Annotated in this window: 22 protein-coding genes; 14 read left to right on the top strand and 8 right to left on the bottom strand. The window is 62.2% G+C overall.

Annotation, left to right across the window (positions count from 1 at the left end; translation table 11 throughout):
- Positions 1 to 83 precede the first annotated feature (83 nt).
- Positions 84 to 1388, bottom strand: coding sequence for a condensation domain-containing protein (locus HL657_RS11320; protein ID WP_317296923.1), 1305 nt, complete (start codon positions 1386 to 1388; stop codon positions 84 to 86).
- Between the two features lie 104 nt (positions 1389 to 1492).
- Between HL657_RS11320 and HL657_RS11315 the strand changes: the two genes are divergently transcribed.
- On the top strand, positions 1493 to 2362 hold the full coding sequence (locus HL657_RS11315; RefSeq protein ID WP_317296922.1) for an ATP-binding protein: 870 nt from the start codon (positions 1493 to 1495) through the stop codon (positions 2360 to 2362).
- On the opposite strand, the gene HL657_RS11310 is transcribed toward HL657_RS11315, so the two are convergent.
- Entirely contained in the window at positions 2344 to 2934 is a 591-nt protein-coding gene (locus HL657_RS11310) for a DNA-3-methyladenine glycosylase (RefSeq protein WP_317296921.1), read from the bottom strand. The two genes, HL657_RS11315 and HL657_RS11310, sit on opposite strands and share 19 nt — an antisense overlap.
- Positions 2935 to 3275: 341 nt before the next feature.
- On the opposite strand from HL657_RS11310, the gene HL657_RS11305 reads away from it, so the two are divergent.
- Positions 3276 to 3677 (top strand): cupin domain-containing protein, encoded by a 402-nt coding sequence (locus HL657_RS11305; protein ID WP_317296920.1) that lies wholly within the window; start codon positions 3276 to 3278, stop codon positions 3675 to 3677.
- A gap of 64 nt (positions 3678 to 3741) precedes the next feature.
- Here the strand turns inward: HL657_RS11305 and HL657_RS11300 are convergent, their stop codons facing one another.
- Positions 3742 to 4005 (bottom strand): hypothetical protein, encoded by a 264-nt coding sequence (locus HL657_RS11300; RefSeq protein ID WP_317296919.1) that lies wholly within the window; start codon positions 4003 to 4005, stop codon positions 3742 to 3744.
- A gap of 56 nt (positions 4006 to 4061) precedes the next feature.
- Positions 4062 to 5099 carry an AI-2E family transporter gene (locus tag HL657_RS11295; RefSeq protein ID WP_317296918.1) on the bottom strand — a complete coding sequence of 346 codons (1038 nt, stop codon included), beginning with the start codon at positions 5097 to 5099 and terminating at the stop codon, positions 4062 to 4064.
- Positions 5100 to 5390: 291 nt separating this feature from the next.
- Between HL657_RS11295 and HL657_RS11290 the strand changes: the two genes are divergently transcribed.
- Positions 5391 to 7019 (top strand): potassium/proton antiporter, encoded by a 1629-nt coding sequence (locus tag HL657_RS11290; protein WP_317296917.1) that lies wholly within the window; start codon positions 5391 to 5393, stop codon positions 7017 to 7019.
- A gap of 31 nt (positions 7020 to 7050) precedes the next feature.
- Here HL657_RS11290 and HL657_RS11285 read toward each other — a convergent pair whose 3' ends face one another.
- On the bottom strand, positions 7051 to 7530 hold the full coding sequence (locus HL657_RS11285; RefSeq protein ID WP_317296916.1) for a hypothetical protein: 480 nt from the start codon (positions 7528 to 7530) through the stop codon (positions 7051 to 7053).
- Between the two features lie 66 nt (positions 7531 to 7596).
- Between HL657_RS11285 and HL657_RS11280 the strand changes: the two genes are divergently transcribed.
- Positions 7597 to 8037, top strand: a complete 441-nt coding sequence (locus HL657_RS11280) for a PKD domain-containing protein (protein WP_317296915.1) — start codon at positions 7597 to 7599, stop codon at positions 8035 to 8037.
- 117 nt (positions 8038 to 8154) lie between these two features.
- Here the strand turns inward: HL657_RS11280 and HL657_RS11275 are convergent, their stop codons facing one another.
- Positions 8155 to 8589, bottom strand: a complete 435-nt coding sequence (locus HL657_RS11275; RefSeq protein WP_317296914.1) for a hypothetical protein — start codon at positions 8587 to 8589, stop codon at positions 8155 to 8157.
- A 373-nt stretch (positions 8590 to 8962) separates the two neighbouring features.
- Between HL657_RS11275 and HL657_RS11270 the strand changes: the two genes are divergently transcribed.
- Positions 8963 to 10762 carry a dipeptidase gene (locus HL657_RS11270; RefSeq protein ID WP_317296913.1) on the top strand — a complete coding sequence of 600 codons (1800 nt, stop codon included), beginning with the start codon at positions 8963 to 8965 and terminating at the stop codon, positions 10760 to 10762.
- A gap of 80 nt (positions 10763 to 10842) precedes the next feature.
- Positions 10843 to 11610: a dienelactone hydrolase family protein gene (locus HL657_RS11265; RefSeq protein WP_317296912.1), complete on the top strand. Its 768-nt coding sequence runs from the start codon at positions 10843 to 10845 to the stop codon at positions 11608 to 11610.
- A gap of 133 nt (positions 11611 to 11743) precedes the next feature.
- Here HL657_RS11265 and HL657_RS11260 read toward each other — a convergent pair whose 3' ends face one another.
- Positions 11744 to 12520, bottom strand: coding sequence for a DUF169 domain-containing protein (locus HL657_RS11260; protein WP_317296911.1), 777 nt, complete (start codon positions 12518 to 12520; stop codon positions 11744 to 11746).
- Between the two features lie 199 nt (positions 12521 to 12719).
- Here HL657_RS11260 and HL657_RS11255 point away from each other — a divergent pair, with 199 nt between their 5' ends.
- The 5 genes from HL657_RS11255 to HL657_RS11235 all read left to right on the top strand — a co-directional run bounded on the left by HL657_RS11255 (position 12720) and on the right by HL657_RS11235 (position 16557).
- Entirely contained in the window at positions 12720 to 13166 is a 447-nt protein-coding gene (locus HL657_RS11255) for a hypothetical protein (protein ID WP_317296910.1), read from the top strand.
- Positions 13163 to 13768: a DUF1673 family protein gene (locus tag HL657_RS11250; protein WP_317296909.1), complete on the top strand. Its 606-nt coding sequence runs from the start codon at positions 13163 to 13165 to the stop codon at positions 13766 to 13768. Before HL657_RS11255 ends, HL657_RS11250 begins: the two co-directional genes overlap by 4 nt.
- Positions 13765 to 14508, top strand: coding sequence for a DUF1673 family protein (locus HL657_RS11245; RefSeq protein ID WP_317296908.1), 744 nt, complete (start codon positions 13765 to 13767; stop codon positions 14506 to 14508). Before HL657_RS11250 ends, HL657_RS11245 begins: the two co-directional genes overlap by 4 nt.
- Positions 14509 to 14604: 96 nt before the next feature.
- The gene (locus HL657_RS11240) at positions 14605 to 15423 is read left to right on the top strand and encodes an ABC transporter ATP-binding protein (RefSeq protein ID WP_317296907.1); all 819 of its coding nucleotides are present in this window, start codon (positions 14605 to 14607) and stop codon (positions 15421 to 15423) included.
- Positions 15424 to 15540: 117 nt separating this feature from the next.
- Entirely contained in the window at positions 15541 to 16557 is a 1017-nt protein-coding gene (locus HL657_RS11235; protein ID WP_317296906.1) for a TIGR03557 family F420-dependent LLM class oxidoreductase, read from the top strand.
- Positions 16558 to 16616: 59 nt separating this feature from the next.
- On the opposite strand, the gene HL657_RS11230 is transcribed toward HL657_RS11235, so the two are convergent.
- Complete coding sequence (locus tag HL657_RS11230; protein ID WP_317296905.1) at positions 16617 to 16766, bottom strand: hypothetical protein; 150 nt, start codon at positions 16764 to 16766, stop codon at positions 16617 to 16619.
- 80 nt (positions 16767 to 16846) lie between these two features.
- Here HL657_RS11230 and HL657_RS11225 point away from each other — a divergent pair, with 80 nt between their 5' ends.
- The 3 genes from HL657_RS11225 (at position 16847) to npdG (ending at position 20312) form a co-directional block, all read left to right on the top strand.
- A complete protein-coding gene (locus HL657_RS11225; protein ID WP_317296904.1) occupies positions 16847 to 18007 on the top strand; it encodes a hypothetical protein in 1161 nt (386 codons plus the stop codon).
- A 94-nt stretch (positions 18008 to 18101) separates the two neighbouring features.
- On the top strand, positions 18102 to 18521 hold the full coding sequence (locus HL657_RS11220; RefSeq protein WP_317296903.1) for a pyridoxamine 5'-phosphate oxidase family protein: 420 nt from the start codon (positions 18102 to 18104) through the stop codon (positions 18519 to 18521).
- A gap of 1101 nt (positions 18522 to 19622) precedes the next feature.
- Complete coding sequence (gene npdG, locus HL657_RS11215) at positions 19623 to 20312, top strand: NADPH-dependent F420 reductase (RefSeq protein ID WP_317296902.1); 690 nt, start codon at positions 19623 to 19625, stop codon at positions 20310 to 20312.
- The last annotated feature ends 439 nt before the right edge of the window (positions 20313 to 20751 follow it).

Here is a 20751-nt window from a genome sequence, read left to right as displayed (position 1 = left end):
ACTTGCCCCGGTCAGATTTAACCCTGTCGGGCCGGTCTGCACAACCCGATGCCGGGAGGGCGGGCTGCGGGACGTTGCGCGCCTCACGGGAGGTATTCGTCCACGTACTCGAGGAACCGCTCCACGGTCGCCGTCGAGTAGGGCCCTTCCTCGTAGGCCGCCGCGAGGGTCAGGCGGTCGCGGAAGGTGGAGGCGATCACCAAGAATCCGTACGGCCAGCATACGCAGGGGAGGTACTGGATCTCCCGGAGTTCGAGCATCGAACCGTCCTTCCCCGGGACCGGGAGATAGCCGCCGGCATCGAAGATGCCGAGGTTCGAGAAGACCGGGTTTTTATGGGCGGACGCCTCATACCGCTCGATCATCTGATCAAAGAACGTCCGCACCGCCGGCATCCCGCCGGCCATGATCTCTTCGTAAAAGAGGATGGTCGCGAGGCCGAGGCTCCCTGATTTTTTGCGGGCCGTTATCGACGTCACCTGGCCGATGATATCCGGGAGCCGTGCCCCTTCCCCGGCGGAGAGGGTGGCCTCGTAGGCGACGGAGAGGTTTGTGAGCAGGGCGTCGTCGTAGAGGCCGGGATACTTCCTCCGCAGATCGGCCGAGGTCAGGATCGACCGGGGCGCTCCCCGGTCGGAGGGGTCGTCCCGGATCTTCGCAAGGGCGAGGAAGAACGCAGCGATCAGGACGTCGTTCACCGTAGCCCCGTGCTCTCTCCCGAACGCCTTTATCCGGCCGAGCCGTTCCGGGGCGAGCGTCCGGCGGGCGATATGGGGCGTCCCCCTCCCGGCCCGCTCGACCGGAAAGCGCCACCGGTCGACGAACGGCTCCTCCTCCGCGAGCGCCTGCCGCCGCTCCTCCTCGGAGTAGAGCGCAAGGATTCTCTTCGTGCTCCGCTCATAAGGAGCGCGGGCCGGCGGTCGGAACTCGGGGTCATCCACGATTCCCCGGTAGACGGCAAAGATCTCTCGGGCGAGGGTGAGGGCGCCGGCTACGTCGCAGAAGCCATGGTGGCAGGTGACGGCCACGACGTCCCCCGCCGCTCTCCGGTAGAGGTTGACCCGCACCTGCGGGCCGGAACGGACGTCGAGCGGCGGGGGTGGCGTCGTGAGAGGCTCGTCGGCGCCGCCCCGGGTGAGGACGAACGCTCTTTCCCATCCACTCTCCGGGATCTCCTCCCAGACCGGCCGGTCGTCAACTTCTGCGTAGCGGGACCTGATGTAGGGATCGGAGGCGACCACCCTCATCGTCGCCTCCCGCAGGGCCCCGGCGTCGACTTCGCCGTCGAGGCTGAAGACGACGTGCATAGAGGGGTCGTAGACCCGCTCGAAGTAGACGTTGAAGACATCGAACGCGGGTGCGGGATAGCGGGCCGGCGGGGGTGACATTACTATAACCATCGTTTTGTTCGGGGATAACTGCTTTCGTGCGATACTTTGTTAAGAAACGATGCCAAGGATACTGAACGGAAACCGTTACGGGGATGTCTGCCATGAAGCGAAAGATCATCGATATCGACGAGGAGAAATGCACCGGGTGCGGGCTCTGCATACCGGACTGCCCGGAAGGAGCGCTCCAGATCATCGACGGAAAGGCACGGCTCGTGAGCGACCTCTTCTGTGATGGGCTCGGCGCCTGCATAGGGACATGCCCGGAAGGGGCGATCTGCGTCGTCGAGCGGGAGGCCGGACCCTATAGCGAGGAGGCGGTGATGGAGAAGATTGTCCCGCAGGGGATGGGTGTCGTCAAGGCACACCTGGAGCATCTCCTCGGCCACGGGGAGGAGGCCCTCTACCACCGGGCGCTCGAGTACCTGAACGCCCACGAGATCCCGGTTCCCCCGCATGAGACTCCCGCCGCCCCCGCAGCATGCCCGGGCACCGTGGCAAGGAGCCTTCAGCGGGAAGAGGCCGGAAGTGCGAAACAGGCCGCACGGATCGAGTCGGAACTCCGGCAGTGGCCGGTCCAGCTGACGCTCGTCAACCCCTCTGCCTCCTACTTCGACGATGCGGATCTCCTCGTCTCCGGCGACTGTGTCCCCTTCGCCTACCCCGAGTTTCACCGGGACTTCCTGCAGGGGAAGATCCTGCTCATCTTCTGCCCGAAACTGGATGCGGATACCGAGGGATACATCACGAAACTCGCCGAGATCTTCTCACGGCACACGGTCCGGTCGATCACCGTCCTGCACATGGAGGTGCCCTGCTGCAGCGGGGTGCGCTACATCGTGGACAAGGCCCTGAAACGCGCCGGAAAAGAGATCCCGGTGGCCGAGAAGACGATAACGCTGCAAGGCGAGGCAGTGGAAGGGAGCATCGTCCGGCGCCGGGGCCCCGGCACGGGTCACCGCCGCGAGATGTAACGGCTCCCTTTGAGGTAGAACCGGAGCGGGAGGTCTGCCGCCTTCGTGATCCCGATCCGGGTCGTCTGCACGATCTCCCCGCCCGCTCCCTCTACCCGGCGGCCGGGGAGGCTCTCGGGCGACCAGATCTCGAGGGGCCCCCCGGAGAGGGTTCTCCCGTCGAGATCCATCGTGATCCCGAGCGCCTGTGTCAGTTTGCCCGGTCCGCTCGCGAGCGCGAACGGGTCGTCCGTTCCCCGCCGCGCCTGCATGAGATCGATCCCCCCGGCCGGCTCGAGCGCCCGGACGAGAACCGCCTCCCCTGTCCCCTCAGGGCCGGTCACGACGTTGAAGCAGGTGTGGAGGCCGTAGATCCGGTAGACGTAGGCATGGCCCGCTGCCCCGAACATCGTCCGGTTCCGCGGCGTCTCTCCCCGGTACGAGTGGGCTGCCGGGTCGTCCTGGAGGTAAGCTTCGACCTCGACGATCCACCCCATCGTCGCTGCCTCTTCCCGGTGCACGAGCAGACACCCCAGCAGGTCTTTTGCAACGGTCACCGTGTCGCGTTCGTAAAATGATGGGGGAGGGATCATGCGTGTTCTCCGGTCGTATCCTGAAAGATCTCCGCTGCCTGCCCATCAAGGTTCCGGGCGAAGGCGAGCCGGCACTGGAGTCTCTTTGAACTGCACGACAGAAGATATGGGCCGGTAGATCCACGCCGCCCGCTCTCCCCGGCCATGGGAACTCTGGGACCTGACCGCTGAATATCGTCCCGGCTGCATAGATAGCTCTAATTGCCCGGCGTAGCTGTAACAGGTTTTATTCGGAGTTCAAGAGACCTGGAACGGGCTAATTTTTTATAGCAGTGGCGGCATAATGGGATATTGTTACCACCCACAGCAAAAACAAATCCGCTTACGTGGAGGTTCTGAATATGAAGAAAGGATTTATGACAGATATTGAGACCGAGACCGTAAAGAACACCGAATTCCGCAGAGTTCTCTACACGAGCAAATTCAGCCAGCTCGTGTTGATGAGCCTCAAGCCCGGCGAGGAGATCGGCGAGGAGGTTCACGACGACGTCGACCAGTTCTTCCGGTTCGAAGAAGGGGAGGGAAAGGTCGTCATCGACGACACCGAGTACAAGGTGAAGGACGGCAGCGCCGTGGTCGTGCCGAACAGCGCGAAGCACAACGTGATAAACACCTCAAAGACCGCCGCCCTCAAGCTCTACACAATCTACTCCCCGCCGGAGCACCGTGATGCGGTCGTGCACAAGACCCGCGAGGCGGCCATGGCGGACGACGAGCACTTCGACGGGAAGACGACAGAGTGATCCTTCGGGACTTGCTCTAAAACCGGATCTCTTTTTTGTAGTTGCAGTAAGTGCGTGGTCGTCCTCAGTCCCGCTCGATATCCCCGCCTGCCTCCCTGATCGTCGTCTCGATCTGTTCCAGCAGATCGGGATCGTGGATGGCGAAGTCGAGCATCGGAAATCCTGCCACGAGGGGGATGGGCTTGAAGATCGCAAGCGGCGCTATCCCGTCTTTCTTTGGGCTTTCGCCCGGGGCGATGATGGAGGTCGTCCCATCCGCCCAGACGGCGAGGTTCCCGTAGCCCTGTGCGTCCCAGATCGCTTTGATGATTGCATGTGTGTGCAGCATGCTCACTCCTCAGGAGAGGAGGGCGCGAAGAGGGTATCAACCTTCCCCATGCCGGTTTACCTCGCCGGTGGTGCGTCGGGTTCCCGCGTCTCCGCCGGGAGAGCCGGCTCTCCTGTAAAGAGGTGGTCGACGCCGAGGATCGTGTTCACCCAGGCCCAGTCGTCGCTCGATTGAGCGACCATAAGGACGATGAGGGTGAGCGGGACGGCGAAGATCATCCCGGCAACACCGAGCGCCCATCCCCAGAAGATGACCGAGAGGACGACCACGAGGGCGGGGATCTCGAAGCGCCTCGATGCAAAGTGCGCGAAGATTGGGTTCTCCACGAGCGCGTTCAGGATCGCGACGACCACAATCACCGCGATCGCGCCCCATATCCCGAACTGGAGCCAGGCAAAGAAGATCGCCGGGAGCGCCGCGATGACGAGCCCGATGTAGGGGATATACGAGAGCAGGAACGTCATCACCCCCCAGAGGACGGCCGCGTGCACCCCCATGACCCATAGGAACGTACCGAAGAGGAAGCCGTGGATGAGGTTTACCTCGGTCCTGACGATGACGAAGTTGGCCAGGAATTTGCTCATGCGGGAGAACGACTCGGCGGCCTCGTCGTTCTTCATCACTTTCCTCACCCGTTCGGGCATCCGCGGCGCTTCAAAGAGCATGAAGATCGTCGTCACCGCTATGAAGAAGAGGTAGAGGAGAAGATCAGCGATACTGATGGCTGAAGAAGAGATAAATCCCATGAATCCCTGCAGGTTTATCGAAGAAGGTGAGAGCGAACCCGTTTCAATCCCATATCTGTCCAGGAGGGTGAGGATCTCCGACAGTCTGGCGGTCAGTTCCTGCTGGTAGAGAGGAAGATCTGCGACCAGCGTCTCGAACGAGAAGAAGACGAGATAGCAGATCAGCAGGACGGCAAAGCAGGCGACGGCGGCGACCACGCCGACGGCGACGCTTTCAGGGAGTCCCCTCGCTCGAAGGGCTTTCGTTGGGGGATATATGATCATGGCGAGGATCGCCGATACGGCGATGATGGTGACGAGGTATCCGAGCGCCTCGATCCCGATGATGAGGAACACCAGTGCCGTCAACAGGAGTATGGTACTCACGCGCCTTGGGAAAATCGGGGTTTCTGTCATCCTGACTGAGAGTTCTAACGGAAACTATATTAATCCCGCGATACGTGGCGGAACCGACGAGACCGAGAGATCTGTTCGGCGCGCCCGCCCCCCTCGCTCCGGTCTCGACGGGCTTTGGGGTTCTGCCGGGTGCCGATGATCGCGAAACGATCGGCGCCGGGTTGGTATCCGTCCGAGGGACTACCCGATCGAAAGAGTGGGCGGGCAATTTTTAAGCACAGCGCGCGCGAATAATACCTGTAAATGCTCCTCACCCTCGAACTCGTATTTATCGGGATAGCGGTGCTCTTCCTGATAAGCATCATCGCAAATAAGTTCTCGGAGAGGCTCGGCGTTCCTGCGCTCCTCATCTTCCTCATCGTCGGGATGCTCGCAGGCTCGGAGGGGCCGGGTGGTATCCCGTTCGACGACCCCACGCTTGCGCAGCTCATCGGGATTATAGCACTTGCATATATCCTCTTCTCGGGCGGTCTTGATACCCGGTGGGAAGAGATCCAGCCCATTCTCTGGCAGGGGATCGCCCTCTCGACGATCGGCGTCGTCCTGACCGCAGTCCTGCTCGGCGCGTTCGCCGTCCTGGTCCTCGGGTTCTCTCCGTTAACAGGCCTACTCCTTGGTGCGGTCGTCTCGTCCACCGATGCGGCGGCAGTCTTCTCGATCCTGCGAACGGCACGGGCCCGCCTGAAGGGAAACCTGCGGCCGCTCCTCGAGTTCGAGTCGGGGAGCAACGACCCCATGGCGGTCCTGCTCACCACCGGGATCATCGGCCTGATCCTTACCCCGGGTTCGTCGATCTTCAGCCTCGTCCCGACGTTCGCGCAACAGATGGCGGTCGGCGGCCTCATGGGCTACGGGCTCGGCATGTTCACGGTCTGGTTCATCAACCGTATCAAACTGGAGACCGAGGGTCTGTACCCGGTGCTCACCCTCGCGATGGTGCTGCTGGTCTACGGGCTGACCACTACCATTGGCGGAAACGGGTTCATCGCTGTCTACCTCGCCGGTCTTATCATTGGTAACAGCGTCATCGTCCACAAAAAGAGTCTGATCAGGTTCTACGACGGAATTGCGTGGTTGATGCAGATCGTGATGTTCCTTGCGCTCGGGCTGCTCGTCTTCCCCTCGCAGCTTGCATCGGCGTTCGTCCCCGGCCTTCTCGCCGCCCTCTTCCTGATATTCATCGCGCGGCCGATTGCCGTCCTGCTCACGTTGCTCCCCTGGAAGATGCCGATGAACGAGAAGGCCCTGGTCTCGTGGGTGGGGCTCCGGGGGGCCGTCCCGATCATCCTCGCGACCTACCCCCTCGTCGCAGGGGTGCCGGACGCAGCCGTTATCTTTAATATCGTCTTCTTCATCGTCATCTTCTCGGCGCTCGTGCACGGGACATCGATCCCCTCAGTCGCCCGCTGGCTCGGTCTCGCCGGCCCGCTCGAGGAGACGGGCCAACTCTCCCGTGAGTTCGATGTGAACCCCGACACCCCGAGTGAACTGCTCGAACTGGTCATCCCCCCGGACGCCTCGGCGGTGGGCAAGCAGGTCGTCGACCTCGGGTTGCCGACGGGCACACTCATCATCCTGATGCAGAAGGGAGACGAACGCTTCGTCCCGGTCGGCAGCACGGTCATCGGGGCCAAAGATACGCTCCTCCTCCTGACGACGGACGAGATGACGGAGTCCGTCCGTGCCAGGCTGCTCACACCAAAAGAGGAGAAAGAGACACCGCAATCAACAGCCCTCACGGTGCAGGACTGCCCGGAGGGTACGGCTGGACCCCTCACCGTAGAGGAGCCCCCGGAAGAGATGACCGAATCACTCTACGAACAGGAATCACCCGAAGATAATACCGAGAGCGACCCGTCATCGCCACGGTGAGGCCGGGCGAACCACCCGGGCCGCACTCCCGTCACCGGGTCGGAGGATTACCCTGATCCGGGATCAGCCCCCGCTCACGCAGCACTTTCTGCTCGTCTCCGGTGACGTACCCAAATATCCGGGGTTTCTCCTCGATTATCTGAACAAAGTAGATGTTGTCGAAATCGATCCGCTCATCACTCCCATCCAGTTTCGTGTACACCGAGACCCAGTGCACCTTCACCATCAGGTGACAGTCGTCGAGATCGGTGACCTCAAGCGACGAGACGTTCATGGATTTTGTCCCGATGCTCCTGTAGAACGCGAAACCTACCGGGATTTGAGCGCGGAACTGCTCGTCGTTCTTTCCACAGAAAACACCGTGCGGGTTCGCCCCGACGAAGCAGTCGGCAAACGCTCCTGCCGTAGCCTCAACGTCGATCTCCGGCGGATCGGCGAGAGCGTTGTTGAATTCCCTGGAGTATACGGCAAAGAAGTCTTCCATCATCCTCAACGGGGTATGGGCGTCCATAGTTCCGTTGAGTAGATCCAGAGACAATACCTTTCCGGTTCACCGCCGGACCGCTACACCATCTCGTTGCGCCGGAGGAACTCCCGGATCTTCCGGCTCTCTGGGCAGCACGGTCATCGGGGCCAAAGATACGCTCCTCCTCCTGACGACGGACGAGATGACGGGGTCCGTCCGTGCCAGACTGCTCGGGAGGGTGAGCTGCGGGACGTCGCCGTATCGCCGCATCTCGCGGACAACTGCTCCTGCACGGGAATCATCGGGAAAGACCGCGACCAGGCCGGTCCAGAACAACCTGTTGCGTTTACGGGTTCGGTCATCCTCTCCGGGGACGACTGCACCGCGACCGTATCGGGCATGGCCTGGAACTTCGGTGACGGGACAACCGGCAGCGGCCAGGACGTCACCCACGATTACGCGGCGGAAGGGACCTATACGGTCACGCTGGTCGTGACGCTCGATGACGGGAACTCCTGCCGGGCGACGACCCAGGCCTTTGTGATCTTCTGATACGTCTGCAAAAAAGCGGCGGGGGAAATAACCCCGCCCATCTCTTCTTCTCGGAATGTGCAGGGCGCGGTTCACGCCCCGGCGGCCGCGGCCTCGGAATCCCTCGGCCCCTGTGTCTCACTCCTTCGGCCGCAACGGGCAGCACCTGTTGCCGCAGACCGGGCAGACGCGGCGGTTGATCAGAAAGACGCCCGTGCCGGCAAGCAACCAGAAGAGTGCAAGGAGCGGAACCTGCGAGAGCAGCCAGTACTGGGGAACTGCGGCGATAAGGAGGAGTGCAACCAGGACCGCGGCGATCTCGACGGCCGTATACTTCCCCTGCCGGGCCGGAAGGAGGGCGGCGAGCCTGCCGGGAAGGATGTGGAGACATCCTTTCCCCTTAAGCGGGCATTTCGTGCAGAAGGCTGCGATGACCGTCCCGACGAGGAGGGCGGCGACGGCGAGGTATGCCAGGGCGTAGAGCGGATCGGCAAGGCCTATTGCGGCTGCTCCCGCCATGACTGCCCCTGTAAGCAGCGTGAGAGAAAAGACGCCGACCGCGACGCTGTTCATGCACAGAGTCTCGTCGGGGCAGAAGATTAGTCTTCCTGGAAGGCGGAGCACCGGTACTGCGAACGGCGCAAGGCCTGGCCTGACCAACGCTGATGCCGGTCCACCGAATCTTCTCGTTAGATCCGGCCCGTTCCATCCTGCAAGCCTCGCTGATGATTGCTGCAACGCATATCAGGCGCCAGTCTATCCGGAAGAGTGATATTTTAATGCACTTGCGTTTCTCTTACATGATATAGGGCGCAACGCGCTTCCATGAACAGAATGTCGGGTTAAGAGGATGATATTTCCTAAATCCCCGCAAGAAATCGATGATAGATCTGCTGATTTCTTAAGTTATGGCTGCCCTTTTTCCTTTATGCGAAAGCGTATCGGCATGACTCATTTTCTACGAAGCGGCCTCTGTCTATTCGCCGCACTCCTGCTGGTCTCGAATGCAGCGGCTTGCACCGTCTTTGCGATAACACCCGGCGCATCCGAAGACGGATCGATGTATGTCGGGCATACGAACGACGGTGTCGGGAAAGACTGGAGAAACATCGACGATATAAGCCTTCTTTACGTCCCCGCGGCCGATCATGCGGCAGGAGAAAAGAGGCCGGTCTTCTTCGATCCCGACAGCGGTTCGGATGCGGCAGGAGGCGAAGATAGCAGCGACTCAGGCCGGGTTCTTGGGTATATCGACCAGGTGCCGCACACCTACGCCTACTACACCGGGTCGTACGGTATGATGAACGAACACCAGCTCCTCTCCGCCGAATGCACCGAATACGCGAAGGTCGAGCTCAGTGCAGCCGAAGGAAAGCGGATCTTCTACTCCTCCGAGCTCTCGAACGTGGCGCTTGAGCGGTGCACGAAAGCACGGGAAGCGGTCGAGCTGGTCGGCGGGCTGATCGAGACCTACGGCTATTACGGAACCGGCGAGACACTCATCTTCGCCGACCCCGAGGAGGCGTGGGTCATCGAGATCTGCTCGAGCCTCGATGAGGCAGACGGCGGTGGCCTCTGGGTCGCACAGAAGATCCCCGACGGAGAGGTCTTCGTCGCGGCAAACGAGTTCAGGATCCGTGAGGTCGTTCCCGGAAACCCCGACCAGATCTACTCACAGGATCTCTTCGGCAAACTCGAAGAGGCCGGCATGTGGTCCCCTGCGGACGGCACCCTCGACTGGCTCGAGACCGTCAGCTACGGCGAGTACTCGCATCCCTACTACTCGCTGATGCGGGTCTGGCGCATCCAGGACCGGCTCGCCCCGTCGCTCAACCTGAGCCCGTACGTCGAGAATTCGTACACGAAGGCGTACCCGTTCACCATCACGCCCGACGAGAAAGTCAACCTCACCGGGGCGTTCTCGCTCTTCCGTGACCACTACGAGGGAACCGGGTTCGACCTCTCGACCGGCGAGGCCGCAGGGCCGTTCGGGAACCCGTACCGCTACTTAGGGCCTGCCGACGCCCACACGAACTTCCAGAACGCATCGTACATGGAGGTTCGCCCCGGGGCAAACCCGCGTCCGGTCTCGGCGGTCTTCTGCAGTTACAGTTACGTCGCCCAGGCGCGGTCGTCCCTCCCCGATCCGGTGGGAGGCGTGCTCTGGTTCGGTCCGGCGGTCGCGTACGAGACGGTCTATGCACCGTTCTACGCGGGCGCAACGAACGTATCCGCTGCGTACGCGGCCGGCGACCGGTCAACATACGACAGCAGTACGGCTTACTGGACGTTCGACCTTGTGACGAACTGGGCAATGCTCCGCTACGACGCGATGATCGATGAGATCACCGCAAAGCAGAGCGAGCTCGAGGCCGGGTCGATAGCACTCGTCGAGGAGACCGACAGAAAGGCGACCGAGCTCATCGCCGCCGGCGACGACGAAGGGGCGGGACGTCTCCTCACGGAGTTCACCGTCACGCGGGGGGACGAGATCATCGAGGAGTGGCACGACCTCGCGGGCACGCTGATCGTCACGTACTCGAACGGCCTCATCACCGACCCGGCGACGGGGGCGGTCGAGGAGCCCGGGTATCCGGCATGGTGGCTGAACGAGACCGGGTACCAGTACGGGCCGCGGGTCTACGAACTGGATGAACTCCGCGCGACCGACGGGCTGAACTACACCGGGAGCACTGTCCGGGCTCCGTTGAACGCGACGTTTGCAGATATCCGGGAACTCATCTGATCACCTTTTTTTCTTGATCGGGCGTCATCGTTATATGACGTGAGCAGGATGGGGGTGCACCCTGAAACAGGGGGAAACCTATGAGATATGTGATCCTGCTTGCAGCGGTCGTATCCCTGCTCTTCCTCGTCGGCAGTGTGGGTGCCGCCGACGTCGGGACTGCCGGGGTGCGGAACGGAACGACGGTGAACATCCAGAGCGGCGGCCAGAGTTATCCGGCCTACATCACGATGCCCGATGACGGCGGGCCGTCACCGGCCGTGGTGCTGATCCACTCCTTCAACGGGCTCGAGCCCGGCTACCGGGTCATGGCCGACCGCCTGGCGACAGAGGGGTTCGTCGTCATCGCCCCTGAGTGGCAGACCTTCGCGGAGGCGCCGGCGGACAACGTGACGGAGGCGCTGGTTCGAGATACGGTCGCGTATCTTGGAACCCGGCCGGAGGTCAACGAGAGCAGCATCGGCCTGACGGGGTTCTGCGCGGGCGGACGCTACACGATGCTCTTCCTGCCCCGGATCGAGGAGTTCAGTGCAGGTGTCGCCTGGTACGGCTTCCCCTACTCCGGCGGGCAGGCGAACGGGACTCCGCCGGCAGAGTTCATCGACAACATCACCGGCCCGATGCTGATCATCCACGGCACGGCCGATCAGGCGAGCCCGGTGGCCGATATCTACCGCTACGCGACCGATCTCGATGAGGCCGGGAAGTACTTCGAGCTCAAGGTCTACCAGGGCGAGCCGCACGGGTTCATGATCGGCGAGGACGGGGAGCTGGTGGAGACGTCCGTCGCGGAGAGCGCGTATCAGGAGATGGTGGGGTTCTTTAATAAGCGACTGGTGGGCGCGTAAGCGCCCAGCAGGAGCTGGAGAAAATGCGCAGCATTTTCGACCGGCGACTGGTGTTTCCGACAAGCGCCCAGCAGGAGCTGGAGAAAATGCGCAGCATTTTCGACCGGACGCTCGGGTGATCTCCACTACCCGGTCATTTTTTAGGTGAATGCAGTCTGTCGCTCCGCTCGATCTTCTTCATCACCTTCTCCCAGGAGCCCGTGATGAGGAAACTCTCCTCCATGTAGCCGACCACCCGGGTAAACTTCTTCATGGGAAAGGCCATCGTCAGGACGTCCGGCGGGACGCAGGGGCGTGCCGAGGGGTCGAACATTCCGAGGACCGCTCGTGGATTCTCGTTCTGCTGCTCGAGCCAGGGGAAGTAAAAGACCGAGCTGCACCCGGCGCCGAACGGGCAGATGACGCCGTTCGGGTCGCTCTGGTCGAAGTTTGCGAGCGTGAAGAGGCCGGAGAGCACTTCCGGCCGCGCAAAGAAGACGACGGCGTCCGGGTTGTCGGCCTCCGTGAGGTTGTCCCAGCGCTTGAAGACGATCTCCTTGCCCTTCGTCGGAATCCGGGTGGTCCCCCGGTCGAGTTCGTCCACGATCTCCGGCGTCTGCTTGTAGCGCTCCCCCTCCATCTCACCGGGTTTTCCGTAGGAGAGGAAGTAGCGGAAGTCGGGGAACCGTTCGGCGTCGTAGCCGAGGTAGAACCTCCCCCCGCGGCACCCGATCGAGTCTTCTGAGAAGGCGAGGCTTTTGCCGTTCCGGACCTTTACAAGGTCGCAGACGAAGCACCTCCAGCCCTTCGGGGCGGGGCCCTTCTCCATCCCGTCGGTCGGACCCCCGACCTCGAAGGCGATCGGGAGTTCCGTCCCCGGGAAGTAGTTCTCGTGGAGCCGGATGTAGGCGTCGCGCAGTGCTGTGTCCATACGGCTCTGTTCTGGGTCGGCGGGGATTAATATTCTGATCCGTCTCCCGATCGAGGCACATACAGCCGGCGGTCTGTCACCATCCGGTCAGGGAAGTGCGGTGTGGCCAGGGCACTATCCGGCTGCGGGGAACCGCACACGAGCCGGATCGGCAGGAAAGATCGAAATGTATATATTGTCAACCTTCGACTGTTGACACATGCCTCTCCCCCTGAACGACAGGCAGTTTGCGTTCTGGAAACTCCGCCGCGGCGGTCTTGTAAACATCCAGATCGCGGACCACTTCCGCATATCCCGCCAGGCGGTCTCGAAGGCGCTGCTTGCCATGGACCGCAAGGTCGAAGAGACGCTTCTCGAGATGGCGCAGGCGAACCAGATCGAGGTCGAGCGCCTGAATGCAGAGATTGGCGTCCTCTTCGGGCGTTCCGTCCCCTTCAATGCGGCTGCGATCGTCTTCGTCTCGGCAGACCACGGGGTGCAGGTCTGGTACGAGCACGAGGGCGACTGCGGCGCATGTCCCCGGTACGCCCGGTGCATCGAGCTCCTCTGGGGCTACGCGGACGAACTGGGGATCACGCTTGAAAAGACCGACGATCCGACACGGTTGGCCGACGAACTCTTTGCGAAACTCCGGGAGATGGTATGATGCCGCTCATGGAGACGATCCGGGCGTACCTGGGCTGGTGCCCCATGCAGGCGTCGATGCGGCCGGATCTCACGGTGCGGCCGGCGACGGCCGCGGCGGCGGGGGGGCAGGATGGCCCCCTCCGGGTCGAGCCCGGGTGGTGGAAGCGCTACCATAACCAGTTGCTGATAACGGCGGTAGCCTTCTCGGCGGCGACAGCGGCGCTCTTTATTCTGTTCGAGGATGCTTCCGGGCACCTTGCCATGTGGACCGGTCTGGCCATTGGGGTGGGAGCGGCCCTCGGTTTCCTGCTCAGTTACCGGAAGCAGTATGCACGGGTTGCCGCCGGCGAGTTCGTCAGGGACAACATGACCCGGAGACAGCGCATCGTCCGGTCTCTGAGTCTGCCGGTGGCCTCCGTTCTCCTCGCCGCCGTTATGGCGTATTTTGTTCTGGGCGGGATGTTCGACCGGATTCTCGGGCTCATGCTGGGCATATGTCTCATCTGCTGGACCTGGTACGGCCTCACGATCCTCTGGGAGCGCCGGCACAAGGCGATCATGATCGCGGAGTGGGGATCGGTGTATACCGTGGATACGGCAACAGAGGGTGAACGCGTATGATGAAGTTCTCCGAGACGATACGGAGATGGATGGGCTGGTGCCCGAACGCGGCAGCGGCCGGCACCGTCCGGCGGCGGTACGCCGCGCCGGTCGGCGAGGTCGGGTTCGGGACGGCGGCGGCCGGCAACCGGGAGGTGGTGGAGGACGTGTTCGTGGAGTACACCAGTCCTCGCTTCTTTGTGCTGATGCCGTTTGCCGTCCTCACCTTCCTCCTCCTCTTCGTGATATCCGTCCTGATCCCCTCCCTGTGGCCGGGGCTCACCTTTACCTTCCTGGCCGTTTCCCTTCTGGCGTGGGCCGCATGGCGCATCTACTTCGATCCCTACCGAACCATGATAGAATTCTCCGGGACCTCCGTCATCGTCCGGAGATCGCGTGCCCGGCCGCTCGTCTTTGAAAAGGATACGATCAGGTCGGTCGAGGTGAAACAGCCCTACCTGCCCATACCCCGGTGGGCATCCGCGCTGCTCCTGGTACTCATGACTGCAGCGATATTCTTTGCCGGCGTAGGAAACTGGTTGATGCGCTACCCGGGCGGCCCGATCGTCGACCCCGATCTGGGCTTTCTGGTTCTCCTGGCGGTCAGCTGGATGGTGTTCATGCTGGAGTTGCTCTATCGTGGCCTGGTCAGTCTGCGGTATCCCGGCCGCGTCTGGGTGAGGCTGGAGCCCGCCGGGTTCCTCCAGATCTATGCGGACGACCCGGAGAGGGTTGCAGCGCTGCTCGGTTCCCCGCAATGATGGTGCATACCTTTTGACGAGAACCGTCCAACATACAGAACGGTAAGATTCAATGAGCCCCCCGTATCGCAGACCCCAGCCGACGGAGCAGCCGGCATGACCGACAGCGCCGGCGGCGCTCGACCATCTCCTGCGCCGCTCATCGAGTTCCGGAACGTCAGCGTCGTCCGGGACGGCCACAGACTCCTCGACTCTGTATCGCTCACGATCCGCGAGGGAGAGCATATCGCCATCCTCGGCCCGAACGGTGCCGGGAAGTCGTCGCTCATCCGGGCGATCACCCGCGAGTACTACCCCTCCTCGCCGGGCCCGGACGTCACGTTCCGGTTCCGGGGGCAGAACCGGTGGGACGCCTTCGATCTCCGGTCGCACATCGGGCTTGTCTCCGGCGACCTCCAGCAGACCTTCACCCGCGGCATATCGGGCCGCGAGGTCGTGCTTTCGGGGTTCTTCTCGAGCATCGGGCTCTTCCTCTCCCACAAGGTGACGGACGCGATGGAGCACAAGACCGATGAGATCCTCGAGTTCCTCGAGGTCGCGCACCTCGCCGACCGCCCGATGACGGAGATCTCCTCGGGCGAGGCACGCAGGCTCCTGATCGGGCGGGCGCTTGTCCACGACCCCGGCACCCTCGTCCTCGACGAGCCCACGAACAGCCTTGATCTGCACGCGCTCCATACCTTCCGTAAGACCCTCCGGAAGATCGCCCGGTCGGGCACCGGGATCATCCTGGTGACCCACAACCTCCACGACATCATCCCCGAGATCTCCCGGGTCGTCCTGATGCGGGACGGCGCCGTCCGGATGGACGGCAAGAAGGCGGAAGTCCTGACCGATGAGGCCGTCGGCGAACTCTTCCGCGTCCCGGTCCGCGTCCGGGAGGAGGACGACTACTACTACGCAACGGGCTACTGAAAGACCCCTTGAAACCTCATTTTTCCAATCGACACAACGCTTAAGGCCGGTGACGATCTCTCCCGCCGCCTATACCCCGGCACCAACGTGTGGGGGAATCCGAGAGGAGAGAGAAAAATGGTCGAGATTGGCTACAAACTCTTCACCGAGTCGCACAGTGCGCCCGAACTGGTGAAGAACGCAAGACTGGCCGAGGATGCCGGGTTCTCGTTTTTGAGCATCAGCGATCACTACCTCCCGTGGATCTCGAACCACGGGCGCGCCGGGTTTGCCTGGTGCACCATCGGCGGGGTATCGCAGGCCACCTCGCGGGTCAGGGTCTCCACCGGCGTGACCTGCCCGCTGATACGCTATCACCCGGCGATCGTCGCGCAGGCCGCCGCAACCGCCGCCACGCTGATGCCGGGGAGGTTCGAACTCGGGCTCGGGACGGGCGAGAGCCTGAACGAACACGTCGTCAGCGGCGTCTTTCCGACATCCGAGCCGGTACGGCTCGATATGCTCCGGGAAGCGGTGAACATCATCCGGACGCTCTGGAAAGGGGGCATGCAGGATTACTCCGGCGCCTACTACACCCTCGACAACGCACAGATCTATGAACTGCCGCGGGAGCTCCCGCAGATCCGCATCTCTGCGGAAGGGCCGATGTCGGCGGAGGTTGCCGGCGAGATCGGCGACGCGCTCATCCACTTCGAGCAGAAGCCGGAGGAGGTCATCGAGACGTTCCGCGCTTCAGGCGGCGAAGGAAAATCGTGCATGATCGAGACCGTGGTCTGCTATGGCCGAAGCGTTGACGAGGCGAAGCGCACGGCCTACGAGTGGTTCCCCATGGCCGCGAACAAAGGGGAGCTGAACTGGATCGTTCCCACCCCGACGCACTTCGAGCAGTTGCAGCAGATGGTGACGCCGGACGATGTTGCAAAGAACGTCCTCTGCGGCCCCGACCCGCAGAAGATCATCGAGAAAGTGGGCAAATTTGTCGATATGGGCTATGACAGCGTCCTGCTGCACCAGGTCGGCCCGGAACAGCAGGAGTTCATCAATCTCGCGCACGACGTCATCCTGCCGGAGTTCGGGATCAAGCCCCCGCGGCCCGAGTCAGGAGGGAGGATGGTTCCCGGCCCCGCACGGTGAGCCGGAGGCCGGTGAACCTTTTTTTTTACGGTCGCTGCCACGCCCTGGGCCTGCCAGTGCTACCCGCGTGCCCTTTTCCCGATATACCACCCGATGATCGCACCGACTGCGGTTCCCGCAATCACGCCGGGCAGCCCGGCAAGCATCAGTCCCGCGATCATCCCGAGCGCCGCTCCGACTCCGGCATACCCGCCTGCAAAGTCTGCCATACCTATCCGGTGTGCCCTTCCGCCGTAAGTAGCCGCCTGGACAACAGTTAAGAACCCGGTGCAGCATCCTGTTTCCCGGGATGACCGGGGACACAAATGCCACAATCGTCCGGGACCTCATGGCTGAGTTCGCCGGCCTGACCGGGCTTGACCCGCCTCACGACCACCCGCGGCGCTACCTCTGGACGGATGCTTATGCGGTCTGCAACCATCTCGAACTCTTCCGCCGGACCGGCGATGCGACCTACCGCGACCTCGCTCTCCGCCTCGTCGACCAGGTCCACCACACCCTCGGCCGGCACCGCGACGACGACCCGCGGACCGGCTGGATCAGCGGTCTTTCCGAGGAGGAGGGCGAGGCGCACCCGACCCGGGGCGGCCTCCGGATCGGAAAACCTCTTCCCGAACGAAGGCCTGATGAGCCGTTCGACGAGCGGCTGGAGTGGGACCGGGACGGGCAGTATTATCACTATTTGACGAAGTGGATGCACGCGCTCAACCGGGTGAGCCGGGTCACTGGAGATCCGATCTATACCTGGTGGGCGGTGGAGCTTGCAGGGATCGCTCATGCCGCGTTCACCTACACCCCCTCCTCCGGCGGCAAGAGGATGTACTGGAAGATGAGCATCGACCTCTCCCGGCCGCTCGTCCCCGCCATGGGCCAGCACGATTCGCTCGACGGGTTCGTCACCTACAGCGAGCTCCAGGCGGCGGCAGGGGGGACCATTCTCTCGGTCGAGATCGCCGATATGGCCCGCATCTGCCGGGGTGGGAACCTTGCCACGGACGACCCGCTCGGCATCGGCGGTCTTCTCTTTGATGCCGGAAGGATCGTGCAGATCCTGGAGGGTTCCGGAAGAATAAGGCAGCTCCCCGGCCGTGCCGGATCCGCATACGAAGACCTGCTGGCTTCCGTCCTCGAGGCGGCCCAATCAGGCCTCGCACGCTTTGCCGGGGGCGGGACGCTCCGCTACCCCGCGGACTCCCGTCTCGCCTTCCGGGAGCTCGGGCTCTCGATCGGGATCCGGGGGGTCGGCCCCCTCGCGGAACGGGTCCGGGAGAACCCGGCCCTCTCCCGGCGGGCGGACGCTCTCATGCGGTATGTCCCGCTCGCCGATGAGATCGAGCACTTCTGGATGGACCCGGAGCACCGGGAAGCCGGCACCTGGATGCAAAATCGGGAGATCAATACGGTGATGCTCGCCACCAGCCTTGCACCGGAGGAGTTCCTGGCGATCTGAGGCGACTCCTGCAGCTTCTCCTCTCCGGGACCCCACCACCCATACCCTTTTTAAGCAGGGGTGATAATTCCGGGATCAACAGGAGGAAAGAAGCATGGCATCAAAACTGATGGACTACTTCAACAAACAGCCGAGGATCGGCCTTCTCAGCACCGCAAACAAAGAGGGAAAGGTCGATGCGGCAATCTTCGGTTCGCCGATGATGGTCGACGAGAAGACCGTCGTCATGGGGCTCGGACAGAACCGCACGTTTGAATACCTGCAGGAGAACCCGAACGCCGTCTACACGATCGTGGAGAGTGGAGAGACGATCATGGACTGGAAAGGACTCCGGGTCTACCTGAAGATGAAGGAGTATGCGGCCTCCGGAGAGACGCTGGAGACCTATCGAAGACAGGTTGCCCAGGTCGCCGGCGAGGATGCGGCGGCGATGATCCACGCCTCGGTGACGTTCGAAGTCACAGAAGTGCGCCCCCTCATCGACATGGGCCAGGGCTGGGAACAGTCAATCTGACTTTTTCTGGAAAGTCCCCTCGTGAGAGGGCGCTGCCGGCCGATCATCAACCGCTGGAGCAGGGGTACCGGGTCCGGGAGGCCGGGATGGAACCGCTGTTTCCCGTGCATAGGTCCGGGAAGTCGGCGTCAGGTCATGGCGGGGTGCCCGCCTGCCATGTCTCCAGGAGCCGCGCATCTGTCACTGCTCTGATAATCACAGTTTATTCTCCGTTCAGGAGACCGCGAACACACGCAATTGACACTCCAGGCTATACCTCAGCGGCGGAAGTGAGTGTTCGCCTGATGCCGTGAAACATCCGGAATCTACGTTCCCGTTCACTGCATAGGGTGCGTAGTATATACCTGCCGCCAGCGGGCCGGGTCTTCATCACCCGTAAAGACGACAACTCTTACCATCGGGTATCCTGTGCAGCAGGCGCTACTAATCCGCCCGGTATGCCGGACCCGATGCAAGCCGACACAGGACGGACGGCTCCATCAAAAACGTTAATTCAATCATTTTCTGCAGGATTGACGACGATTCTCGCTCTATCCGTGGAAGGAAAAACACTTATAATTGGTAAGTGAGAGTAACTCATTGAGAGGTCGTCCTGAAACCCTCTGCCGGGAGGGGTATCCCCCTCCGTTCTTGCCACTCAAAGCAATCCGGGTCTCTCGAAATCCTGCCTCCTGGTAGCCATTAACCCGCACCTCTGGTTGCTCATGCACCGCCAAAATAGCAGGTGTATCCCAGATGCAGCATACGACTGCCGCTCAGGCAGGAGCAGGGACATCGTCCGGTGCGGCCACCGGGTGAATGCCGTGTTCTGGCCCCGAATAAAGCCCTGCATGCGAGCGCTTTGCTCTAGGCCTGCCCATGCTGCGCAGATCGTTTTGGGGTCCTCCGAGACAGATGGTGAAAGCATCAACAAGCATCAAACCCATGGTCCCGCCGGGACGGTATGGGAGGAACGTGTGTTGAACACGCCGCCGTGTACCTCGCAAGCGATGATGCGGGTTACACCGGGACAACCATGGTTGTCGATGGCGGATGCACCGTATCTCGTTGAAGGAGCGGTGAGAGTGAGTATAACAACGTAAACCGATTGAGGTGAATGATATGACAACGATTGGAGTAATTGGTGGAACCGGGGGCCAGGGTCTCGGGATCGCGACCCGGTTTGTAGAGGCAGGAGAAGACGTCATCATCGGCTCGAGGACGATTGAGAAGGCCCAGGCGGCGGTGGACAAGGTGAAGGAGTTGCTCCCGGGCGCCAGGAACATCCGGGCGGCTGCGAACCCCGACGCGGCGAAGGCAGCCGACGTCCTGGTCCTCACGGTGCCGCTCGCGGCCCAGAAGGACACCCTGCTCTCCATCAAGGAGGGTGCAGCCGGAAAGCCCCTGCTCGACGCGACCGGGCCGCTGGAGTCCTGCATCGGCGGGTCCGCGACGAAGTACATCGACCTCCCCGAGGGGTCCGCCGCGGAGCGGTCCCAGTCGATCCTGCCGGACGCGAAGGTGATCTGTGCGTTCAACAACATCTCCCAGACCTGGTTCATGCAGCTCGGCGAGCCGATCGACTGTGACTGCCTCATCTGCGGCAACGACCAGGCGGCCAAGGACCTGGTGGCCCCGCTGATCGAGAAGATCCCCGGCGTCAAGGTGATCGACTGCGGCAAACTCGAACGGGCCTGCATCATCGAGAAGATCACGCCGCTTCTCATCGGCCTCAACATCAAGAACAAGTGCCAGTTCGGCGGCATCCGGATCACCGGCCTTGACCGGATCAAGGCCTGCGACACCAAGTAGGCGCGGAAACAAGGGCCGGGCCTGCTGATATGGCGCACCTGCCTGAAACCACAGAGGGGCTCTCACGAGGGACCCCTCGGCCTATCTGGTCATCATTGGGATAGCGGATGCCGCATAATGCCCGGGAAGACAGTCTATCTCTCAGAGTAACAGCATTATGTAATGTGCTTTCCCCTCTTTTCCGGCGAACCTATTTCTATCATCTCCATCTCCGGACGCGATCTCTTTCTGTGCCTTCGGGAGGAGCGGAATCACAATCTTGCCAGAGGCCGGGTCTCTGCATTACGATGGGGAGGTCATATGCATCAAGACCCCAACGGCGGCCATCGTGACGAACCGGGATCAGAAAATAGGGTGCCCATCCGCTTGAGCAGGTTACCAGTCTCACCCTCTACCTGGCCTCGGACGATTCGAGCCCGACCAGTGGCGCGGTTGTGAT

It is taken from the genome of Methanoculleus nereidis (assembly GCF_032944295.1).
Taxonomy (GTDB): Archaea; Halobacteriota; Methanomicrobia; order Methanomicrobiales; family Methanoculleaceae; genus Methanoculleus; species Methanoculleus nereidis.
This window is presented reverse-complemented; position numbering and strand designations above follow the sequence as displayed.